The sequence below is a fragment of the Vreelandella xerophytica genome, from assembly GCF_968048975.1.
In genome coordinates, this window is record NZ_OZ309106.1 from 2,633,587 (window position 1) to 2,651,805 (window position 18,219).

The window sequence follows — 18,219 nt, forward strand, 5'->3', positions numbered from 1 at the left end:
CCCGGGGCCGCCTGAACATGGTTGCGTATCGCTGGCGTCAGGCGGCTTCGTAGGCCGCTTTCAGCCGGTAGAACTCATCGACGATGGCCGCCATCTGATGGTCATCGTAATCGCAGAGCCCGCTGACCACGAGCTTTTTGGAGCCCACCCCGACGGACTCTCTGGCCGACTCGATGGCAAACTCCAACAGCGCCTCGGCACGCTTGCCCTGAACGCAAAGCGACGAGTCGGTCAGCGCCAGATTGGGCGTGAAGCCATCAAGACGAGTGAGGGAGAAGCCCATGCTGTCATAGATGACCAGCGGGCGTTTGGGATTGAACATCACCCCGTGCTCTTCCATCAACGGCTTCAGGTAGTGCGGGAAATTCTTGCCTGAAAACGCCACGTAGCAGCGGGCAAAGCCCTCGATCACGTCCGGTTCGAAGGTCACCTCGCCTTGACGCATCACGTGCAGATAACACTTGCCGCTGTCGTCGCAGACGTGAAGCTGGCCATCCTCGGCTTCACAGAATTTAAGCGGCGTATTTGCGGCCACCATGTTGGTGAAGCGAAACTCCATGTGGCGCGACAGACCAAACTTGACTAGAACCAGCGTAAAAAGCAGATCCCCCGGCACACAGAAACGACGTGCATCCGGGTTATGGATTGGGTTGTAATCACCGGCGACGCCTTTGGCGAAACGGCTGGCCTGCTCGGCGGAGATCACCACGTACTCTCCGCGCTGTGTGTAAAAATCCTTGAACATGGCGTTTGCTGCCTGCCTAGCGTTGAAATCGAAAACCCATCACAGCCCCTTCTCACGCATAATGCCACAAAACATGCGCCAAAAGGAGTCATTATCAAAAGCCGTACGTCTAACGGAACTGCCCGGCACAAACCATGGCTGCTGACATTGATTATAGTCCTAATCAGCGCACTCATGCTTTCGTTAGCCTGGTGGTTTGTCAGCACCTTGGTGCTCAACAGCCAATGGATGGCCGCTCAGCTCTCCAACATCGATGGTGTCGAGGTGCGGTGGCAACGAGCAACCAGCCAGCATCCGGGTCAATGGGAGGTGGAAAACCTTACCTTGCGCCGGGAAGACGACGCGCTGACAGTCAGCATCGAAGCCGAGCGCGCCACGTTGTCACTCTCCTTGCTGGCGCTCTTGCGAGGCAAGCTGCACATTCACGCGCTGAACGCCGAAGGCATACGCCACTTTCGCGTGGGCGACGTGGCCCTTGAAGCACAAGGCGAGCTCAACGTGACCGACGCCGAGCTCGGCCGCGAAACACTGTCCGCCGATGCGCTCACCCTGGCCCTTACCCAGGGCAGGCTCGTACGCCTGAGCGATGGCGCGATACTCGCACGCGACATACAACTTAGTGCACAAAGTTCGCTGGAGCCAATTTCTACTGCCCAAGCCCCGCGTGCCCCGCTCTCCCCTGCGCTGCTCGAGGCTCTCTCGGCCCGTCTTGACGCTTCTGCCCAGGCCGACGCCTGGGACGTATTCACGCCCTACCTGAAGGCACTGCCCTGGCTCAGCCTGACAGGAAGCGGCAGCCTGGAAACCTCCCTGGGGCTCGAACGCGGCGTTCTCACCGAACAAAGCGAGCTGACACTAAGCGCCCCGGCGCTTCGCTTTGGCGTGGATACACAACGCCTTCTGAACACCCCGGTAGAAGGCGACACCGCCGAACACAGCGCCACCGGGAACGGCCAGGTGCGCCTGGGTGTGGAGGAAGGCGAGCTTCGCTTTTCAGCAGCGCTTGAGGATGTAACGCTGGCCGATGCCTCGCCTTACGCCACCCATACCTCGCTGAGTCTGACAGCCACGATGCCCAACCAGCGTCTGGACCTGCTCGAGCCCCCCAGTGACGCCGCGCTCGACCTGCAAGGCGATGTGACACGCCTGGACATGCTTGACCGCTACGCCAGCACGCGGGCGGATCATCCATTGGCCTTTACCGGACAGGGCCGGTTGAGGGTTTTCGCCAAGGCGCAGGACGGCGAACTCCACCAGGGCGATATCCACATCGAAGCCACCGACATCACCACGACGTACCGGGATATCCGGGTCCAGGGCGATGGTGTGCTCATTGCCGAACACAGCCCCGACGGGCCGCTCGATGCGCAGCTGACGCTGAGTGACGCGACGCTGACCCATCAGGGACGAACACTGCTGGCCAATGCCGATATAACGCTTCGCGCTGAAAGCCCGGCAGCGGCCACGACGCTGGACAACGCCACCGCGCACCTTGACTGGCAAAACGCCCGGCTACCGAACATCGCCGCCCTCTCCCCTTACCTGAACGCGGCGCTGTCAAACCCGCAGACGGTGGAGCTTGTCAGCGGCCAGGCGCGAAGCCATGGAACGCTCACCCTCACCTCGCACGCACTCAGCGGCGAGCTCAGCCTGGTCGGTGAACGCTGGGTAACGCACTGGCCCCGGCAGGAGCGCGCCCGCACGCTGACCAGCGACGCCCAGCTCAGGCTGATCATTCCCAGCGCTTCGCTGGACGGCACCGCCTTTGATCTTTCCGGCTCACGACTGAGCTGGCAGGCCGTCAGCGACGGTGCCCCGGGCGAGCGCCTGGAGAGCACGCTGGTACTCAGGGAGGGTCGTTTTCAGCGCCGACACGGCGACACCCACGGACAGTTCCATCTGGCAGGCGCCGTTCAGCACCTTGGCTTTCTAAATGCCTTCTTGCCCCAGGCCCATGGACTGGCACTTGCGGGCAGCGGTGAGCTGTTTGCCCAGGGCGCCTTTGCGGGCAGCGAACTACTTGCCCCGACGCAGCTTCGCGTGAATGCCAACGCCCTTGAAGCGCGTTTTCTGGATTACGAGGCCAGCGGCCGGGGCGAACTTACCGCCGAGATAGCAAGCCCCGATGACGCCTCGCTTTCATTGAGCATTCCCCAGTTTTCCTTGCAACGCCAGCAGGATGACCGTCCCGCCCTGCTGGGGCGCCATTTAACGCTGACTACCGAGACCGGGCGCTTTCAAGAGGCGCGCCAATCACCCGCGCCAGACTACTTCACTACCCGGATTGCACTACCCATCGTGGAAGTACCTGATATCACCCGCTACAACGACTACCTGCCGGACACCGATGGTCTGGCGCTGCTGGGTGGGCAGGCAAGCCTTGAAAGCGAGTGGCGCCTGGCGGGCTGGCAGGCCCGGGGCGCGGTCACCTTACGGGCGTTCGGTGCCGAGCTTGCCCTGCTTGAACAGCGTCTGCGTGGCGATATCGTGCTCCACATGGCCCTTGACGAGGGTGACCTGGAGACCCGCCGCTTTCGGGCCGATGATTCCTTCGTGCAGCTCGAAAACGTCTTTCGACTCAGCGAGCAGGGCGCCCAGGACGCGGGTTGGTGGGTGCGTCTTTCCATGACCGACGCCGCGCTTACCTGGCGCGAGCCCATCAGCCTGCAAAGCACGCTGCGTCTTTCCATGCGCGATACCGGCCTTCTGGCGAGGCTCTTTCTGGAGCGCGCCCGGGAACACGCCTGGCTGGGACGGCTACTGGACGTGCGCCATATCGAAGGTGAGGCCGACCTTGAAATGAACGGCGAGCGTATCCATCTGCGCGGGCTTAACCTGACCGGCGGCCCCTTGCTTGTGCTTTCGGATATCACGCTCGACCAGCAAAGCGTAAGCGGTGCGCTTTACGCACGCCTGGGTGCGCTGGGCCTGGGCGTCGAGCTGATCGAAAGCGAACCTGACCTGCGCCTTCTACGCCCCAGGCGCTGGTTCGACCGCTGGCGCCAGGCCAACCGCTACCCGCGCCCCTGACCGGCGCGTCACCGCTTACGCTCAGGGCGTGTCCGGCGAATCATTCTGACCCGCTCTTTAGCCTTTCTTGGAGTAGTGAGCGGCGTGGCGTTCTCATCGTCTGCCTTGGGTGCCACGCTGACCCAGGCAAATACCGGCAGCGCCAGATGCCAATGGATAGCGGCCAGGCGAAGAGCGAGAGTCTTTACCAGCGCGGCGGCGATGGTGACATAGAGCGGAGCGCCCAGGCTGTAAAGCCCCACGTAGACGATGCCACCCGCCATGGCGGCAGTCGCGTAGATCTCCTCGCGCAGCACCATGGGTACACGCTGGGCAAGAAGGTCGCGCATCATGCCCCCGGCCACACCGGTCATCATGCCCATCACCACGCCCGAGGCCTCCAGAAAAAGCGCCTTGTGAGTGCCGATGACCACGAAAAGCGCAAGCCCACAGGCATCCGCCACGGGTAAAAACCGCCGCGAAAGCCGATGAATATAGTGAAACCCTAAAAGCGACACGCCCACGGTGGCGAGAATGACCCATAAATAGGTCGGATCGCTTACCCAGAAAACCGGACGAATGCCCAGTACCAGATCCCGCAGCGTGCCGCCACCGATTCCGGTGACCGCCGCCAGCACCAGCATGCCAAACGGGTCCATCCGCGAGCGGCAGGCCAGTATCACCCCGGACAGCGCAAAGACGATAACGCCAGCCATATCGAGCCAGTACACCACTCCCGACACTTCAATCCTCCTTTTCTGTTTCACACCGATGGCCTTGCGAACCCTGCCACTCAACTAAGGTCACTTAAAGAGGCACAAGCGCGTCGGCTATTCATGCGGTAAGCTAGCACTACTCTGGAATATCAAGTAAGCACAACAGCCTCTTGCCTATAGACCTTTTTATAGGCCTTTGTTTAATCCGAGCATGTCCGACAACCGGCACTATTGATAAGGATGAACGCCCATGGACTGGAACCCTGCCTATAGCTGGCTGGTACTGGCCTTGCTGTTAAGCCTTGCCGAACTGACCTCCGGCGCCATGCTGCTGCTGGCGCTAGGCGTTGCCGCCGCGTTGACGGCGCTGGTGACCACTCTGGGCCTTCCCCTGCCCTGGCAGCTTGTCAGCATGGGTATCTTTGCTGGCGTGCTGGTCCCCATCGGGGTGATGGTGATACGTCCTCGCTTCTCGCCGCGCGGTGTCGCTTACGGCACAACCGGCACCGGCGTGGAAAAAGGCAACCACTACACCACCTTGAAGCGGGATTACGATAGCGCCACCGGCATCAAGGTCAACGGTGACTTTTACCGACTACGCGTGCTGGAAAGCGGAGAAACCGAGCTTGCCGAAGGCACCCCGGTCACCTTCAAACGCTTTGAAGGCACGACGGCACTTGTGACACGTCACGCTCTCGAAGAGCCCGCACCTACTGATACTTCTGCGTACAAGGAACCCTGACCATGGATTTACCTATTAGCCCTGGCCTGTTAATCAGCCTGATCGTCGTGGTGATCGGCATCGTCATCATCGCTAAAGGCCTGGTGATCGTTCGCCAGTCCGAGGTGATGGTGGTCGAGCGTCTCGGCTCGTTCAACCGCATTCTCGAAAGCGGCATCAATATCATCATCCCCTTCATCGAGCAGCCCCGCGCCATCACCATGCTGCGGTATCGCAAGATGGGCGAAGAGTACCAGGCGATTACCACCGACGAGATCCGCATCGACCGGCGTGAGACGGTGATGGACTTTCCAGGCCAGCCAGTCGTCACCACCGATAACGTCACCGTGCGCATCAACGGCGCGCTCTACTACCAGATCATCGACCCCAAGCGGGCGGTGTACGAGGTCGTGAACATGAGCCAGGCGGTGGAAGTACTGGCCAAGACCACGCTGCGTTCGGTCGTCGGCAAGATGGAACTCGACAAGCTGTTCGAATCCCGCGCGGAAGTGAACAACGAGATTCAAGCCGCGATGGAAGAGCCCGCCTCAAAGTGGGGCGTGAAGATTTCCCGCGTGGAGGTGCAGGATATCGCCATGCCCGAAGAGGTGGAAACCGCCATGCGCCTGCAGATGGCCGCCGAGCGTAAGCGCCGCGCCACCGTCACCGAAGCCGAAGGCGAAAAGTCCGCCGCCATCGCCATGGCCCAGGGCCAGCGCGAATCGTCCATTCTCAATGCCCAGGGCGACAAGGAATCGGCCATCCTGCGCGCCCAGGGCGAGCAGGAGTCGATCAAGCTGGTACTCAACGCCATCGGCGAGAGCGAAGAGGATAAGCGTACCGTGGTCGGTTATCTGCTGGGCCAAAGCTACATCAAGGTGCTGCCCAACATGGCCCAGAAGGGCGAGCGCGTGTTTGTGCCTTACGAGTCCTCTGCACTGTTGGGTTCGATGGGCATGTTCCGCGAACTGGCAGGCTCCCCTGAAGACACCGTGGCGAGCCACCTGAAAAACAGCGACTTTACCAAAAACGAGCGCCAAGGCGCCTTTCGAAGCGGCGTCGTCGGGGGCGCGGTCGGCCAGTAAGCCACACTTTTAGAACGCTTCACAAACCAGGTGTTACCAGAAGCCGAGCCCCGGGGTTCGGCTTTTTATTTTTGCCGTTCACGCGGCGTTCTTCAGGCGCCCTGGGCCATGAAATGCTCGTTGAAGAGGCGGTAATCCTGCTCGACGCAATCAGCGTAGCTACGCGCAAAGGTGCAAATACTGTCGACGAACGCGTCCTCTCGTCCCTCGATGCGCCCACATACCGCAGCGGCAAACCCGCTTTCACCTCGATTTAGCGCCTCGGCGCCTATCATATGCTGGGCCGCGAGAATTTCGCCCCACTGACGCGCCAGCTTGCCATATGCCTTGCCCTTGAGCTTGTGGCTGGGCAGGCGCTTTTTAAACCCCGGCATCTGACGCACCGAGAACACTCGATCATTCAGGGTCAGCCAACCAAGATAGGCGTCGGCATGGGCGCTCAGGGCGTGAAAGGCGGCCGCATGGCGCAAACCTTCGTTGGGAAAAAGCTTGCGCCAGCCTTGCTGGTCGGCCTTGCCGAGATGATGAAACGCTTCAGGCACTCGCTGCTCTTTTACCTCGACAATCACATCGTCGTGCTGGCGCTCGCCGCCACCTTCCAGCAGTACGTAGTAGTGCTCGACTCCTGAGGCATTCAGCCGACGGGCGGTATCCTGTACCCGGAAATGGCCCGCGTCACCCTCTTTGGCGCTCACTGGCAGGGTCTGCTGGTACTCGTTTTCGATGATGCGCTTGAGGCGACTGGCCACATCCGCCGGCAGGTTGGCAAGCTGGCCCGGTCGTGAGGCGAACTGTCGCCCTTTGCTCTCGGTAAGCTCGGTCCATTTGTCCAGCGACCGCTGGGGGTGCTGCTTGTCCGCCACCTTGCCCAGAAACGCCTTGAGCGGCCCTTTGGCGCCGTTAAGCGTCCCGACCTTCAGCGTCTGGCCGTCTCGATGCACCTTCAACGTTTCAAGATACCCCGAGGCCAGCGCCCAGAGCGCCTTGTCGACCGCCTTGACTGAAAGCCCGGCGTTCTCGCGCGCGTCCAGCACCAGACTGGTGGACAGACGCCAGAGATCGAACTGGTAGTCGCCAATCAGGGCGCGATCCACCCCGATCAGGCCATAACGAATGGGCTGATGCGGGTAGCCAACGGCGGCGAAGTGAGCGACCTGGGCGTCACCATGCAGCCAGGTCTGGGTATCAGGCCAGCCGCCAAACAGCGCGAAGCGCCAATCAAACCATGCGTCCTGCCAGTAGAGATTGTCGCAAGCGCCAAAAAAGCGGTACGGCGATACCGCCATCCGGGCGAATTTGGTCTGGCGGTGGGCACTGGAGAGCGCCTCATTGGCGCTGTAAAGCGCTCCGATGACCTGTTGAGGGCGATTGCGCCCGGCTAGCCGGTGGCTCATTGCACTGCCTTTGTCGATGGACCGATTTGATGAACTGCATTGATGGATCGAGCGGGTGGACATTGTCGAGAATGCCTGTTCAGCAGCATAGCCGCGTTTCATTAAAGGATTAAGACAGCCCTTCACCAGGCCGTGTCATCGCCCTGAGCCTTCGCCGTGACCTGGCGATACTCCCCGAGGAACTCTATGCTGACGCTCTGTCGAAGGCGCGGCTCAAGGTCTTTTACAGTTATCTTCTGCGATCAACGCCAAGGACCTTGGAGCATGCGACTCAACTATCCGGGGCCATTTCCCGAGCGCATCGGCTTTCTGCTTCTACCGCGCTTTTCGATGATGGGCTTTTTCTCCGCGGTGGAGCCGCTGCGCATCGCCAATCGCATCGGCCAGCGCGAGCTTTTCCAGTGGCGGGTGTTCAGCGACTCCGGCGAGCCCGTGACTGCCAGCAACGGCATGACCTTGATGGCCGACGACGCTCTGTCGCGCGACCCGGATATATCGAGCCTGACCGTCTGTGCCAGCTTCGAGCCGGAAAAGGCGATCTCGCGGAGAATCACTCAGTGGCTCCATCGCCAGTCGCAGCGCGGCTGTATAATCGGCAGCATGGATACCGGCGCGGTGGTGCTGGCCAACGCCGGCCTGCTCGATGATCACCCCGTGACCATGCACTGGGAGAGCCTGCCGGTCTTTCGCGAAACCTACCCGCATCTCGAGGCCGTGGAGTCGCTGTTCGAAGTTCATTCAGAAGGGTTTTCCTGCGCTGGCGGCACCGCGCCGATGGACATGTCGCTGGATCTGATCGCCCGGCGTCATGGTGAGGTGCTCGCCCAGCAGGTCTCCGAGCAGCTGATTCACGCCCAGATCAGAGCCCCGGAAAAACGCCAGCGTTTCGCGCTTCCCCAGCGGCTGGGCTCCGGTAACCCGGCGCTTTTGAAAGCGGTGGCGCTGATGGAGGCGAATCTTGAGCACCCGCTGAGCGTGGCCCAGATCGCCGCGCAAGCCTCTATTTCCTGGCGCCAGCTGCAGCGGCTTTTCGAGCGCGAGCTGAGCCAAAGCCCGCGCCAGTTCTACTTGACCCTGCGCCTGGCACGCGCCCATCAGCTGCTGCGCGAAACCCGGCGCAACGTCATCGATATCGCCCTGGCCTGCGGTTTCACCTCGGCGTCGAGCTTCTCTCGTACGTTTCGCCAGCACTTTCACTGCTCGCCGCGCGCAGTGCGCCGTGAAACCCGCCCCCAGGTGGCCCCCTTGACGCCCTGAGCGTTCAAGTGTGGCGCGCCAGGTCAAGGGTGTGACGCATTGCGCATAATGACGATGCGCCGGCGCTGGCACTGTGGCCCTTGTTCACCCCCACTGCCAAGGAGCGAGCGCATGGCAACCGATACCCTTCCCCCAACGCCGGATTACGACGCCTGGCCCGTCGAGGTGGCGATCGCCGCCGTCGAGTGCCAGCCCAAGGAGCTTCGCCTCACATGGCAGGATGGCCGTGTCAGCCGCTACCATAGCGTCTGGCTGCGCGAAAACGCCACCGACGACTCGACGGTCAACCCGGCTACCCGCGAGCGCATCCTGGATCTATCGCGCCTAGAGGGTTGGCCGACCCTGGACAGCGCCGAGCTCGAACCCGGCGGCGGCGTACGCGTGTGCTTCGCCACCGAGCAGCGCACCCTGCGCTTTCACCCGGGCTGGCTGCGCGCCCACGACTACTCCAACGGCCATACCCAGGACGCCCCGCTTGTGCCGGTGGCGTTATGGCGTGGCGGCGAACACGCCACCCCGGATACCCTGGACGGGGGCGGCTGGCTCGAACACGCGCCAGGTAGCGCCGACGACAACGCGCTGATGGAGCCGCTACTCGAAAGCCTGATGAGCAAGGGGCTGGTGCGCCTGCGCAATCTGCCCACCGAGCCCGGCTCGCTCTCGAGCATCGCTCGGCGCATCGGCCCGGTCCGCCCGACCAACTTCGGCGACCTGTTCGATGTCAAAGCCAAACCCAACCCGGACTCCAACGCCTACACCTCGATTGCGCTTCCGCCTCATGTCGATCTGCCCACCCGCGAGTATCAGCCCGGCCTGCAGCTGCTCCACTGCCTGGAAAACAGCGTCGAGGAGGGTCAGGCAGTAATGATGGACGGCTTCGCCATCGCCCAGACCCTGCGCGAGGAGCACCCCGAAACCTTCGAGACACTCACCACCGTGCGCTGGTGCTTCGCCAACACCTCCCGGAGCAGCGACTACGTATGGCACACCCCTGTGATCGAGTGCGACGAGCACGGCGCCTTTGTCGAGGTGCGCATCGCGGATTTTCTGCGCGGCCCGCTACAGGTCGATTTCCATCAGGTCGAGCCCGCTTATGAAGCCCTCATGGTGCTGCAGCGCTACTTGCGCGACCCGGCGTTCGCGCTGCGCTTTACCTACCACCCCGGCGATCTGGTGATTTTCGATAACCGCCGCCTGCTCCACGCCCGCGACGCCTTTGCTGGCGACAGCGGCCACCGCTGGCTGCAAGGCTGCTATCTCGAGCGCGACGAAGTACGCTCACGCTATCGCATGATTCAGCGCTTCAAGCGAGAACAGCGCGTATCACAAGACACCGCGGAACATGCCTAATCCAGCGTGCTACCACGCTCGGCGGTAGTGCTGGGCGCCTCGTCGAAGCGCTTTCGGTAGGCGCGGGTGAAGTGCGAAGGCTGGGTGAAGCCCGCCGCCAACGCCGCCTCGGTCACCCGGCAACGGCTGACCGCCAGCAGTCGCTGGGCGCGGTCGAGGCGCATCCCCAGGTAGCACTGCTTGGGGGTTTCGTTGAAGTGAGCGAGGAACAGCCGCGTCAGCTGACGCTGGGACTGGCCCACCATGCGGCAGATATCCGGGATGGTCAGCGCCTGGGAAAGATTCGCCTCCATGACGGCGAGTGCCTGCACCACCGTTCGCGGTAGCTTTGAAAGCGGCCAACCTCGCTTCTCGCTTATACCCTTTGCGGGGACGTCACGGTCGACGGATTCAACGCCGCGCTGGTGAACGATTTGCCGGCCGATGGCATCGGCCAGGGCCGGTCCATAGGAGCGCTCGATCCAGGTCAACATCATGTCGATGCTGGCCGCCCCGCCGGAACCCGTCAAGCGACCGGCGCCGAACTCATAAAGCGCCTCGCTGATCTCAAGGCCCGGAAACTCGCGCTGAAAGGCCGGCACGCTCTCCCAATGAAGCGCCACCCGATACCCCTCCATGACACCCGCCCGGGCCAGGATGAACGCTGCCGTATCCAGCCCGCCCAACCAGCCGCCGTGCGCGGCCACCCGGCGCAGCACCGCCCGGTCCTGGGTGGTGATGGTCGCCTCCGGCTCGTAGGAGGAAACGACGATCAGGTGGGCGCGCTCGTCGACCTCTTCCAGCGCGCCGTCGACATCGATGCGCACGCCGTTGCTGGCCACCACGGCCTGGCCATCGGCGGAGAGCAGGCGCCAGGCAAACAAGGGGCGGCCGAACCGGTTGGCGACCCGCAGCGGCTCGAGCAGGCAAAAAAGGGTCAACATCGAGAACTTGGGCACCAGCCATACATTGAGCGTCTGCTCGGCCTCGTCGAAGTCGAGCAGCGGCGGCGAATCCGGCCGGGGGTAGGGCCAGCCCTCGAAAGCATCTTTCACCATGGCTAAAAAAGTTCACTCAAAGGCGAATTTAATCAAGTCTAAAGTCTATATTAGCGATAAGGTTAAAAACAACCAAACCGTCTTCAAAGAGATTTTTACTTATGTCTCAGACCATTACTGCCGCGCTCTTCGATCAGGGTCGGCGCCTTCGTATCACTCAGGGCGACGACTATCACGACTACCTGCCGGTGTGGCTGCGCGAGCGCGCCCCGGATGCCGACACCCTCGACCCGACCACCGGCCAACGTTTGATCGAAGCCGCAAAGCTGCCTCTGGATCTACGCGTGGAAGCCGCGCGCATCGAGGCCGATGATATTCAGCTGACCTTCAGCGACCAGCACCAGACGACCTTCCCCGTCGCAGCCCTTGCCCCCACTGCGCAAGGCGCCAAGCCGGGCCTGGCCAGCGAAACGTTGACGCTTTGGGATAGCACGCTCCAGCAAGTGCCCCAGGCCGCGTTCGACGAGGCACTCAAGGATGACGCCGCGCTTGGCAAGATGCTCGAAGCGCTTTATCGCGTGGGGTTCGTGCTGGTCTCCAACGTGCCGACGACGGAAGACGGCATGCAGGCGCTCATCGATCGCATCGGCCCGCTTCGCCGCACCAATTGGGGCGGTATTGCCGATGTGAAGTCCGTGGCCAACGCGTATGACCTGACCATGACCCAGCGCGGGTTGGAGCCCCACACCGACAACCCCTACCGCGACCCCATCCCGGGCTATATCTGGCTTCACTGCCTGAGCAACGCCGCCGACGGCGGCGACAGCACCCTGGTGGATGGCTTCATGGCCGCCCAACGGCTCAAGGAGGAAGACCCGGCGGCCTTCGAGTGTCTCACGCGCCTGGCCCCGCGCTTTGAGTACGTCGACGGCGACACGCACCTGGAAAGCGAAGGGCCGCTGATCGAGCTCGACAGCCACGGCCGACTCAAGCGGGTGCGTTTTTCCAACCGCACCGAGCGCATCGAGGCCTTGGCACCGGCTCTCTTGAATGAGTACTACGCCGCCCGCCAGCGCTTTTTTGAGCTCATCACCTCCGAGGTGCTGACCGTGCACCTCAAGCTAAACCCGGGGCAAATGCTGATCATGGACAACTACCGGCTGCTGCACGGCCGCCAGGCCTTCCAGCTGGAAGGCGGCGTGCGCCATATGCGCCAGGGCTATGTGGACCGTGACAGCACCGCCAGCCGCCGCGAGGTGCTCAAAAAGCGTCTTGATGCGACCCGAACACAAGGAGCGACCCCATGAGCGAGTCTCTCAAGCAGGCCCGGTTCACCCATTTCGTGAACAGCAGCTTCAACGACTGGAAGATCATCGATCACCATTTTCGTCACTACCAGGCCGATGCCAGCCGCCGCGTACTCGAGCATCTCGACAAGCTCAAGGGCGACACCCACGGCTACCCGGTGGATCGGTTCGAGCATTCGCTTCAGACCGCCACCCGGGCGCTGCGCGACGGTGCCGACGAGGAGATGGTGGTGTGTGCGCTGCTCCACGACATCGGCGACGACCTGGCGCCGGCCAACCACGCCGAGATCGCCGCCGGGATCCTCGAGCCCTTCGTCGACCCGCTCAACACCTGGATGATTCGCCACCACGAGCTGTTTCAGGGCTACCACTACCGCCGCTTCTACGGCCAGGACCCTCACGCGCGCGACGAATTTAGCGACCACCCGGCCTACGCGCGCACGGTGCACTTCTGTGACGAGTGGGACCAGAAAAGCTTCGACCCTCACTACGACAGTGAGCCGCTTTCCACCTTCATTCCCATGGTCGAACGGGTACTCTCGCGCCCGCCGTTTGGCGGCCTGCCCGATCTGGTAGAGGAAACGCCCCGCTCATGACCTGCGCCGAGAAACTCATTGCCTTGCTGGAGGCCTACGGTATCGATACGGTCTTCGGCATTCCCGGCGTGCATACCATCGCGCTGTATCGCGCCCTGCCCGGCTCCCGCCTTCGCCACGTCACTCCGCGCCACGAGCAGGGCGCGGGTTTCATGGCCGACGGCTACGCTCGCGCTACTGGCCACCCGGCGGCCTGCTTCATCATTACCGGCCCGGGCATGACCAACATGGCGACGGCCATGGGCCAGGCGCTGGCCGACTCGGTTCCCATGCTGGTGATCTCGAGCGTCAATAAACGCGGCACCCTAGGCCGCGGCCAGGGGCAGCTGCACGAGCTGCCCAGCCAACAGCAGACGCTGGCCGGGGTGAGCGTATTCAGCCATACCCTTCACGACCCCGCCGCCCTCCCGGAGCTGTTCGCCCGGGCCTTTTGCGTGTTCAAGAGTGCCCGCCCGGGGCCGGTGCACATCGAGATTCCGCTCGATTTGTTCGATGCACCGGTCAACGACGCGCCGATACGCCCGGCCGCGATATTTCCGCCCGCGCCTTCTCCGGCCGCCATTGCCCGCGCCGCCGAGTGGCTTGCAAACGCCGAACGCCCGCTGGTGCTGCTCGGCGGCGGCTGCGCGGATGCCGCCTCGCCCGCCCGGCAACTGGTCGAGCGGCTCGGCGCCCCGACACTGACCACCATCAACGCCAAGGGGGTACTGGGCCGCCATCATCCGCTGGATCTGGGCGCCACCGCCACCTTGCCCGCGGTGCGCAGCCTTGCCGCCGAGGCGGACGTGATTCTGGCCGTGGGTACCGAGCTTGGCGAAACCGATTTTGATCTGACCTTCGACGGCGGCTTCCAACTGGGCGGGCGGCTGATTCGTGTGGATATCGACCCGCAACAGCTCGGGCGCAATCAGGAAGCGGATCTGGCGCTATTGGCCGAAGCCGGCGAGGCGCTGACGGCGCTGTTTAGAGGCCTGCCCGCCTCGCTCAAACGCTACCAGAATGACGGCGCGCGCATCGCCAAGCTGCGCGGCCAGCTCGCCCTCGACCAGGACCCGGCGCTTGCCCCGTTCGCACCGCTTTTTACCACGCTTTTCAAGGCGCTGCCGGAGGCAATTATCGTAGGCGACTCCACCGCGCCGGTTTATGCTGGTAACTATCTGGCCTCCCTGCCCGCCCCACGGCGCTGGTTCAACGCCGCCACCGGCTTTGGCACCCTGGGCTACGGGTTACCCGCCGCCCTGGGGGCGGCACTTGGCTGCCCCGATAATCCCGTGGTGGCCTTGGTGGGCGATGGCGGGCTGCAGTTCGTCATCGGCGAGCTGGCCACCGCTCGCGATCTCGACATTGCAGTGGCGGTGGTCATCTGGAACAACCAGGGCTATGAGGAAATTCGCCGCTCCATGGCCGAGCAGGATGTTTCGCCCACCGGCGTCGATCTGGCCCCGCCGGAGTTTGCCGACATCGCCCGCGCTTACCGCTGCCGCTACCAGGCGGTGGCCAGCCCCCCGGCGCTAAAGGATGCCCTGGGGTGCCTGAATGATGCCACCTCGCCGCTGATCATTGAAATCGACGCCAATGCCTGGTGTTCAAGCGTTCAGTGATCACTTTCGTTAAACGACTAAAAGGATGTTGCCATGCGTAGAACGCTACTGACCTCGCTTGCCCTTCTCACCGCCCTGCCGCTGACCGCCCAGGCCCAGGACGAAAGCCGCGAGCTTCGCCTGGTGGTGCCGCCCTGGCCCGGCGTGACCGTCAAGACCGAGATCCTTTCGCAGCTGATCGAGCCGCTGGGCTACACCACCAAGACCCAGGAGCTCAGCTCGACGGTGGGCTACAACACCTTGCGACGCGGCGATAGCGACGCCTTTCTGGGCGGCTGGCTGCCCGCTCAGCAGGAGAGCTTTGATGCCACCATGGCCACCGGCACCATCGTGGATCTGGGCAACAATGTGGAAGGCGCGCGCATGGGCTTCGCGGTGCCGGGCTACATCGCCGACGAAGGCATCACCAGCGCCGAACAGCTGGCCGACCCGGAGATCGCCGAACGCTTCGAGCGGCGTATCTACAGTATCGAAAGCGGCTCCACGGTCACCGAGATGTTCGAAAACGCCATGGATAACGACATCTACGGCCTCGCCGACTGGTCCGTACTCTCCTCTTCCACGCCGGGCATGCTCAGCGAAGTCGCCAGCGCCAACAATGAGCAGCGCTGGATACTCTTCTACGGCTGGACGCCGCACTGGATGGTGCCGGAATACGACGTGCAGATTCTCGATGACCCGCAAGGCGTCTTCGGCGATCGCAACGGCGGCAACGATGTGAAGACCATCGTCGCCAAGGCGTACTTTGACGCAAACCCCAACATGGGCCGCCTGCTCGATCAGTTCGCCTTCACCGCCGAGGAGCAAAGCGAATACATCAGTTCCTACAGCCTGGAAGAGCGCGACCTGGAAGAGGTGGCGAGCGAATGGCTGGCGAACCACCCCGAGCGCGTCGCCACCTTTCTGGACGGCGTGACCACTTTTGATGGAGAAGACGCCCAAACCGCTTTCGAGGAGCGCCCATGAGCCACGATACCCTGACCGAGCAAGAGATTCGCGACGACCTGGCCGCGGCGTATCAACTGATTGCGCTGGAGGGCATGGACGATAATATCGATACGCACATCTCGGCGCGCCTGCCCGGTGAGCGCTTTCTGCTCAATGCCTACGGGCTGCGTTTCGACGAGATACGTGCCGACAACCTGGTGATCGTCAACGGTGATGGCGAGGTACTCGACGACCCGACGGGGCTGGGCATCAACCCGGCGGGCTTCACCATCCACAGCGCCCTGCACGACGCCCGCCCGGAGGTGCACTGCGTGCTGCATACCCACACCGTGGCCGGCGTGGCGCTATCGTGTCTCGAGGAGGGGTTACTTCCGCTCAACCAATGGGCGCTGCAGTTCTATAACCGACTGAGCTATCACGACTTCGAGGGCATCGCGCTGGATCTTTCCGAGCGCGAGCGCCTGGCTTCTGACCTGGACGGCAACTCGGCGATGATTCTGCGCCAGCACGGCCTGCTGACCTGCGGGCAAAGCGTGGGCGAGGCGTTTCTGCGCATGCGTGACCTGGAGCGCAGCTGCCGAGCACAGCTGGCCGCCCAGGGCACCGGGCGAACCTTGATTCACGCCTCCCAAGAGATGGGCGAGCACGTCGCCCAGCAGTTCGAAGCGTGGGCCGCCGGCCCGGCCGGCACCGGCCGCGCCTGGCAGGCCCAGCGGCGCCGGCTGGAACAGAGCGGGCGTTAACGCCCGCCTTGCCCGGCGCTCAACCGCCGGGCAAAGCCCCGGGGGGCGGCGATGCGGAAAAACCGCTCGACCACGCTCGCCTCCACGGCTGGCGTGGCCAATGACACCGCCACGAACACCGGTAGATTGAGCATCAAGCCCCAGAAACCGGCGTGAATCCCCAGCGGATGCGACCAAAGCGTCGTGAACGCCACCGTGATGACGAACCCCGCCAGAATCCCCGCCATGACGCCGAGCTTCGAGGCCCGCGGCCAGAAGAACATGCCGATGAACGCCGGCAGCACTTGGGACGCAAAGCCCAGGCCCACGAGCAAAATCATTACCAGGCTGCCCGGCTCGGCAATCGCCAGCGGCGCGATCACCAGCGCCATCACCGGCAGCACCAGCCAGCGGGCAAGTTTCGCCGTGAAGGCGTCCGAGAGTTTGAAAAGCGGCTGCAGCACATCCTTGGTGGTCGAGAGCGCCACCGAGTGGATGAAAGGCTCGCTCGAGGACATCGAGGCGGCCAGCGTGCCGGCACCCAGAAGCCCGACCAGCACCACCGGCAGGTTCGCCATGGCGTACTCCAGCACCACGGTGTCGGCCCGGGCCAAATCCGGCAGCGAGTAGATACCGATGAAGCCGACCACCACCATGGGCAGGATCACCACATAGTAAGTAGGCAGCCAGGTGGCGCTTCGCCGAATCGTGCGCGCCGATGACGCGCACATCCACTGGGTCCAAACCGGCGGCATGAACGAGAACATCGAAACGATGATCGAGGTGGTCCAGAAGCTGAAGCTCATATCGCCACCGGCGCCGGGCAGCGTGAGAAACGCGCCGTGATCCGTCTGAATACGCTCGAACACATCGGCAAAATTCAAACCACCAGTCGCACTGTGTACCGCCCATAGCCCGACCGCCCAAGCCACCACCAGCATGAGCGCGCCCTGAAAGGCGCTGGTGCGGCCGATGGCACGCTGGCCGCTGACGTAGAGATACACCGCGATGCAGGCAAGCACGATGATCACGCCGAGCCAGACCGGTATGGCCCCGCCGCTCATCACGAACAAAATGTAGGCCGAGCCCACGGTTTGCAGCACCGCGTAGGCGACAGACCCCACCGCCATGACCAGCGCGGCCAACGCGCCCAGCGCCGGGCTCTGGTAGCGATCCGCAATGGCGCTTGCCTGGGTCACGTGGCCAAACTGCTCACCGAACTGCCACACCTTGGGGCCGAAGTACCAGGCCACCAGCGCCAGATACGCGAGATAAATCGCCACGTAGAACACCGCCACGCCCTTTGAATAAGCCCAGCCCGGCGCCCCCATGAAGGTGTAGGCGCTCACGCTGCCCGCCGCGATCAGCAGATAAAGCGTGACAGGGCCCATGCTACGCCCGGCCACGCCCCACTGCTCGAGGGTATCCATACGGTGCCCGGCGCGCGCCTTCAAGCCGATCGTCATGGCGATGGCAACGTACCCAAGCGTAATGACCAGCGGCCAAAAACTATTCATGGCCATCCCTCTCGACGATCCGGTTGCCCACAAGCATCACGCCCACGCAGGCGAAAATGACCGCGTAACTCCACACGATCAAAAGCGGCAGCCCCAGCACCAGTACGGCCCGGTTGATCAGGCCGATCACCGGCCAGGTGCCGGCCAGTATCAGCACGATGAAGGCGATCAAAAGCCCCCACCCGGCGCGAGAAGTGGGCAAGACGAATGAACGTCGCATAGTGGTTCCCCTGATAGCGCTATTGCGTAAGCGTCGAATATGAGTGAAGTGGTC

Annotated in this window: 16 protein-coding genes; 10 read left to right on the top strand and 6 right to left on the bottom strand. The window is 63.1% G+C overall.

All coding sequences use genetic code 11. The annotated features are described in order from the left end of the window. Positions 1–37 precede the first annotated feature (37 nt). Positions 38–745: a DUF3581 family protein gene (locus tag ACWF8S_RS12340; protein ID WP_447553619.1), complete on the bottom strand. Its 708-nt coding sequence runs from the start codon at positions 743–745 to the stop codon at positions 38–40. A gap of 174 nt (positions 746–919) precedes the next feature. Between ACWF8S_RS12340 and ACWF8S_RS12345 the strand changes: the two genes are divergently transcribed. Further along, the gene (locus tag ACWF8S_RS12345; protein WP_447553620.1) at positions 920–3,775 is read left to right on the top strand and encodes a hypothetical protein; all 2,856 of its coding nucleotides are present in this window, start codon (positions 920–922) and stop codon (positions 3,773–3,775) included. Positions 3,776–3,783: 8 nt separating this feature from the next. Here ACWF8S_RS12345 and ACWF8S_RS12350 read toward each other — a convergent pair whose 3' ends face one another. Next, a complete protein-coding gene (locus ACWF8S_RS12350) occupies positions 3,784–4,497 on the bottom strand; it encodes a trimeric intracellular cation channel family protein (protein WP_447553621.1) in 714 nt (237 codons plus the stop codon). Positions 4,498–4,720: 223 nt separating this feature from the next. Between ACWF8S_RS12350 and ACWF8S_RS12355 the strand changes: the two genes are divergently transcribed. Together ACWF8S_RS12355 and ACWF8S_RS12360 are read left to right on the top strand one after the other, a co-directional pair. After that, positions 4,721–5,212 carry a nodulation efficiency, NfeD-like protein gene (locus ACWF8S_RS12355; RefSeq protein WP_447553622.1) on the top strand — a complete coding sequence of 164 codons (492 nt, stop codon included), beginning with the start codon at positions 4,721–4,723 and terminating at the stop codon, positions 5,210–5,212. A 2-nt stretch (positions 5,213–5,214) separates the two neighbouring features. Further along, positions 5,215–6,276 carry an SPFH domain-containing protein gene (locus ACWF8S_RS12360; protein ID WP_447553623.1) on the top strand — a complete coding sequence of 354 codons (1,062 nt, stop codon included), beginning with the start codon at positions 5,215–5,217 and terminating at the stop codon, positions 6,274–6,276. Positions 6,277–6,368: 92 nt separating this feature from the next. Here ACWF8S_RS12360 and ACWF8S_RS12365 read toward each other — a convergent pair whose 3' ends face one another. Beyond that, positions 6,369–7,670, bottom strand: a complete 1,302-nt coding sequence (locus tag ACWF8S_RS12365) for a DUF2252 family protein (RefSeq protein WP_447553624.1) — start codon at positions 7,668–7,670, stop codon at positions 6,369–6,371. Between the two features lie 264 nt (positions 7,671–7,934). Here ACWF8S_RS12365 and ACWF8S_RS12370 point away from each other — a divergent pair, with 264 nt between their 5' ends. Together ACWF8S_RS12370 and ACWF8S_RS12375 are read left to right on the top strand one after the other, a co-directional pair. Further along, entirely contained in the window at positions 7,935–8,927 is a 993-nt protein-coding gene (locus ACWF8S_RS12370; RefSeq protein WP_447553625.1) for a GlxA family transcriptional regulator, read from the top strand. 111 nt (positions 8,928–9,038) lie between these two features. Then, positions 9,039–10,277, top strand: a complete 1,239-nt coding sequence (locus tag ACWF8S_RS12375; protein WP_447553626.1) for a TauD/TfdA family dioxygenase — start codon at positions 9,039–9,041, stop codon at positions 10,275–10,277. On the opposite strand, the gene ACWF8S_RS12380 is transcribed toward ACWF8S_RS12375, so the two are convergent. Continuing rightward, positions 10,274–11,314 carry a GlxA family transcriptional regulator gene (locus tag ACWF8S_RS12380; RefSeq protein WP_447553627.1) on the bottom strand — a complete coding sequence of 347 codons (1,041 nt, stop codon included), beginning with the start codon at positions 11,312–11,314 and terminating at the stop codon, positions 10,274–10,276. The genes ACWF8S_RS12375 and ACWF8S_RS12380 overlap by 4 nt on opposite strands. Before the next feature lie 101 nt (positions 11,315–11,415). Between ACWF8S_RS12380 and tmpA the strand changes: the two genes are divergently transcribed. Genes tmpA through ACWF8S_RS12405 form a run of 5 tightly spaced genes read left to right on the top strand, consistent with a single transcriptional unit; the run spans position 11,416 to position 16,449 of the window. Continuing rightward, positions 11,416–12,561 (top strand): 2-trimethylaminoethylphosphonate dioxygenase, encoded by a 1,146-nt coding sequence (gene tmpA / locus ACWF8S_RS12385; RefSeq protein ID WP_447553628.1) that lies wholly within the window; start codon positions 11,416–11,418, stop codon positions 12,559–12,561. Next, positions 12,558–13,157 carry an HD domain-containing protein gene (locus ACWF8S_RS12390; protein ID WP_447553629.1) on the top strand — a complete coding sequence of 200 codons (600 nt, stop codon included), beginning with the start codon at positions 12,558–12,560 and terminating at the stop codon, positions 13,155–13,157. The genes tmpA and ACWF8S_RS12390 overlap by 4 nt, the downstream gene beginning before the upstream one ends. Further along, positions 13,154–14,758 carry a 5-guanidino-2-oxopentanoate decarboxylase gene (locus ACWF8S_RS12395; protein WP_447553630.1) on the top strand — a complete coding sequence of 535 codons (1,605 nt, stop codon included), beginning with the start codon at positions 13,154–13,156 and terminating at the stop codon, positions 14,756–14,758. Before ACWF8S_RS12390 ends, ACWF8S_RS12395 begins: the two co-directional genes overlap by 4 nt. A gap of 33 nt (positions 14,759–14,791) precedes the next feature. After that, positions 14,792–15,724 carry a glycine betaine ABC transporter substrate-binding protein gene (locus tag ACWF8S_RS12400; protein ID WP_447553631.1) on the top strand — a complete coding sequence of 311 codons (933 nt, stop codon included), beginning with the start codon at positions 14,792–14,794 and terminating at the stop codon, positions 15,722–15,724. Continuing rightward, complete coding sequence (locus ACWF8S_RS12405; protein WP_447553632.1) at positions 15,721–16,449, top strand: class II aldolase/adducin family protein; 729 nt, start codon at positions 15,721–15,723, stop codon at positions 16,447–16,449. The genes ACWF8S_RS12400 and ACWF8S_RS12405 overlap by 4 nt, the downstream gene beginning before the upstream one ends. Here the strand turns inward: ACWF8S_RS12405 and ACWF8S_RS12410 are convergent. Next, complete coding sequence (locus ACWF8S_RS12410; RefSeq protein ID WP_447553633.1) at positions 16,446–17,945, bottom strand: sodium:solute symporter family protein; 1,500 nt, start codon at positions 17,943–17,945, stop codon at positions 16,446–16,448. The genes ACWF8S_RS12405 and ACWF8S_RS12410 overlap by 4 nt on opposite strands. Beyond that, positions 17,938–18,165 (bottom strand): hypothetical protein, encoded by a 228-nt coding sequence (locus ACWF8S_RS12415; protein WP_447553634.1) that lies wholly within the window; start codon positions 18,163–18,165, stop codon positions 17,938–17,940. The genes ACWF8S_RS12410 and ACWF8S_RS12415 overlap by 8 nt, the downstream gene beginning before the upstream one ends. Positions 18,166–18,219: the final 54 nt, after the last annotated feature.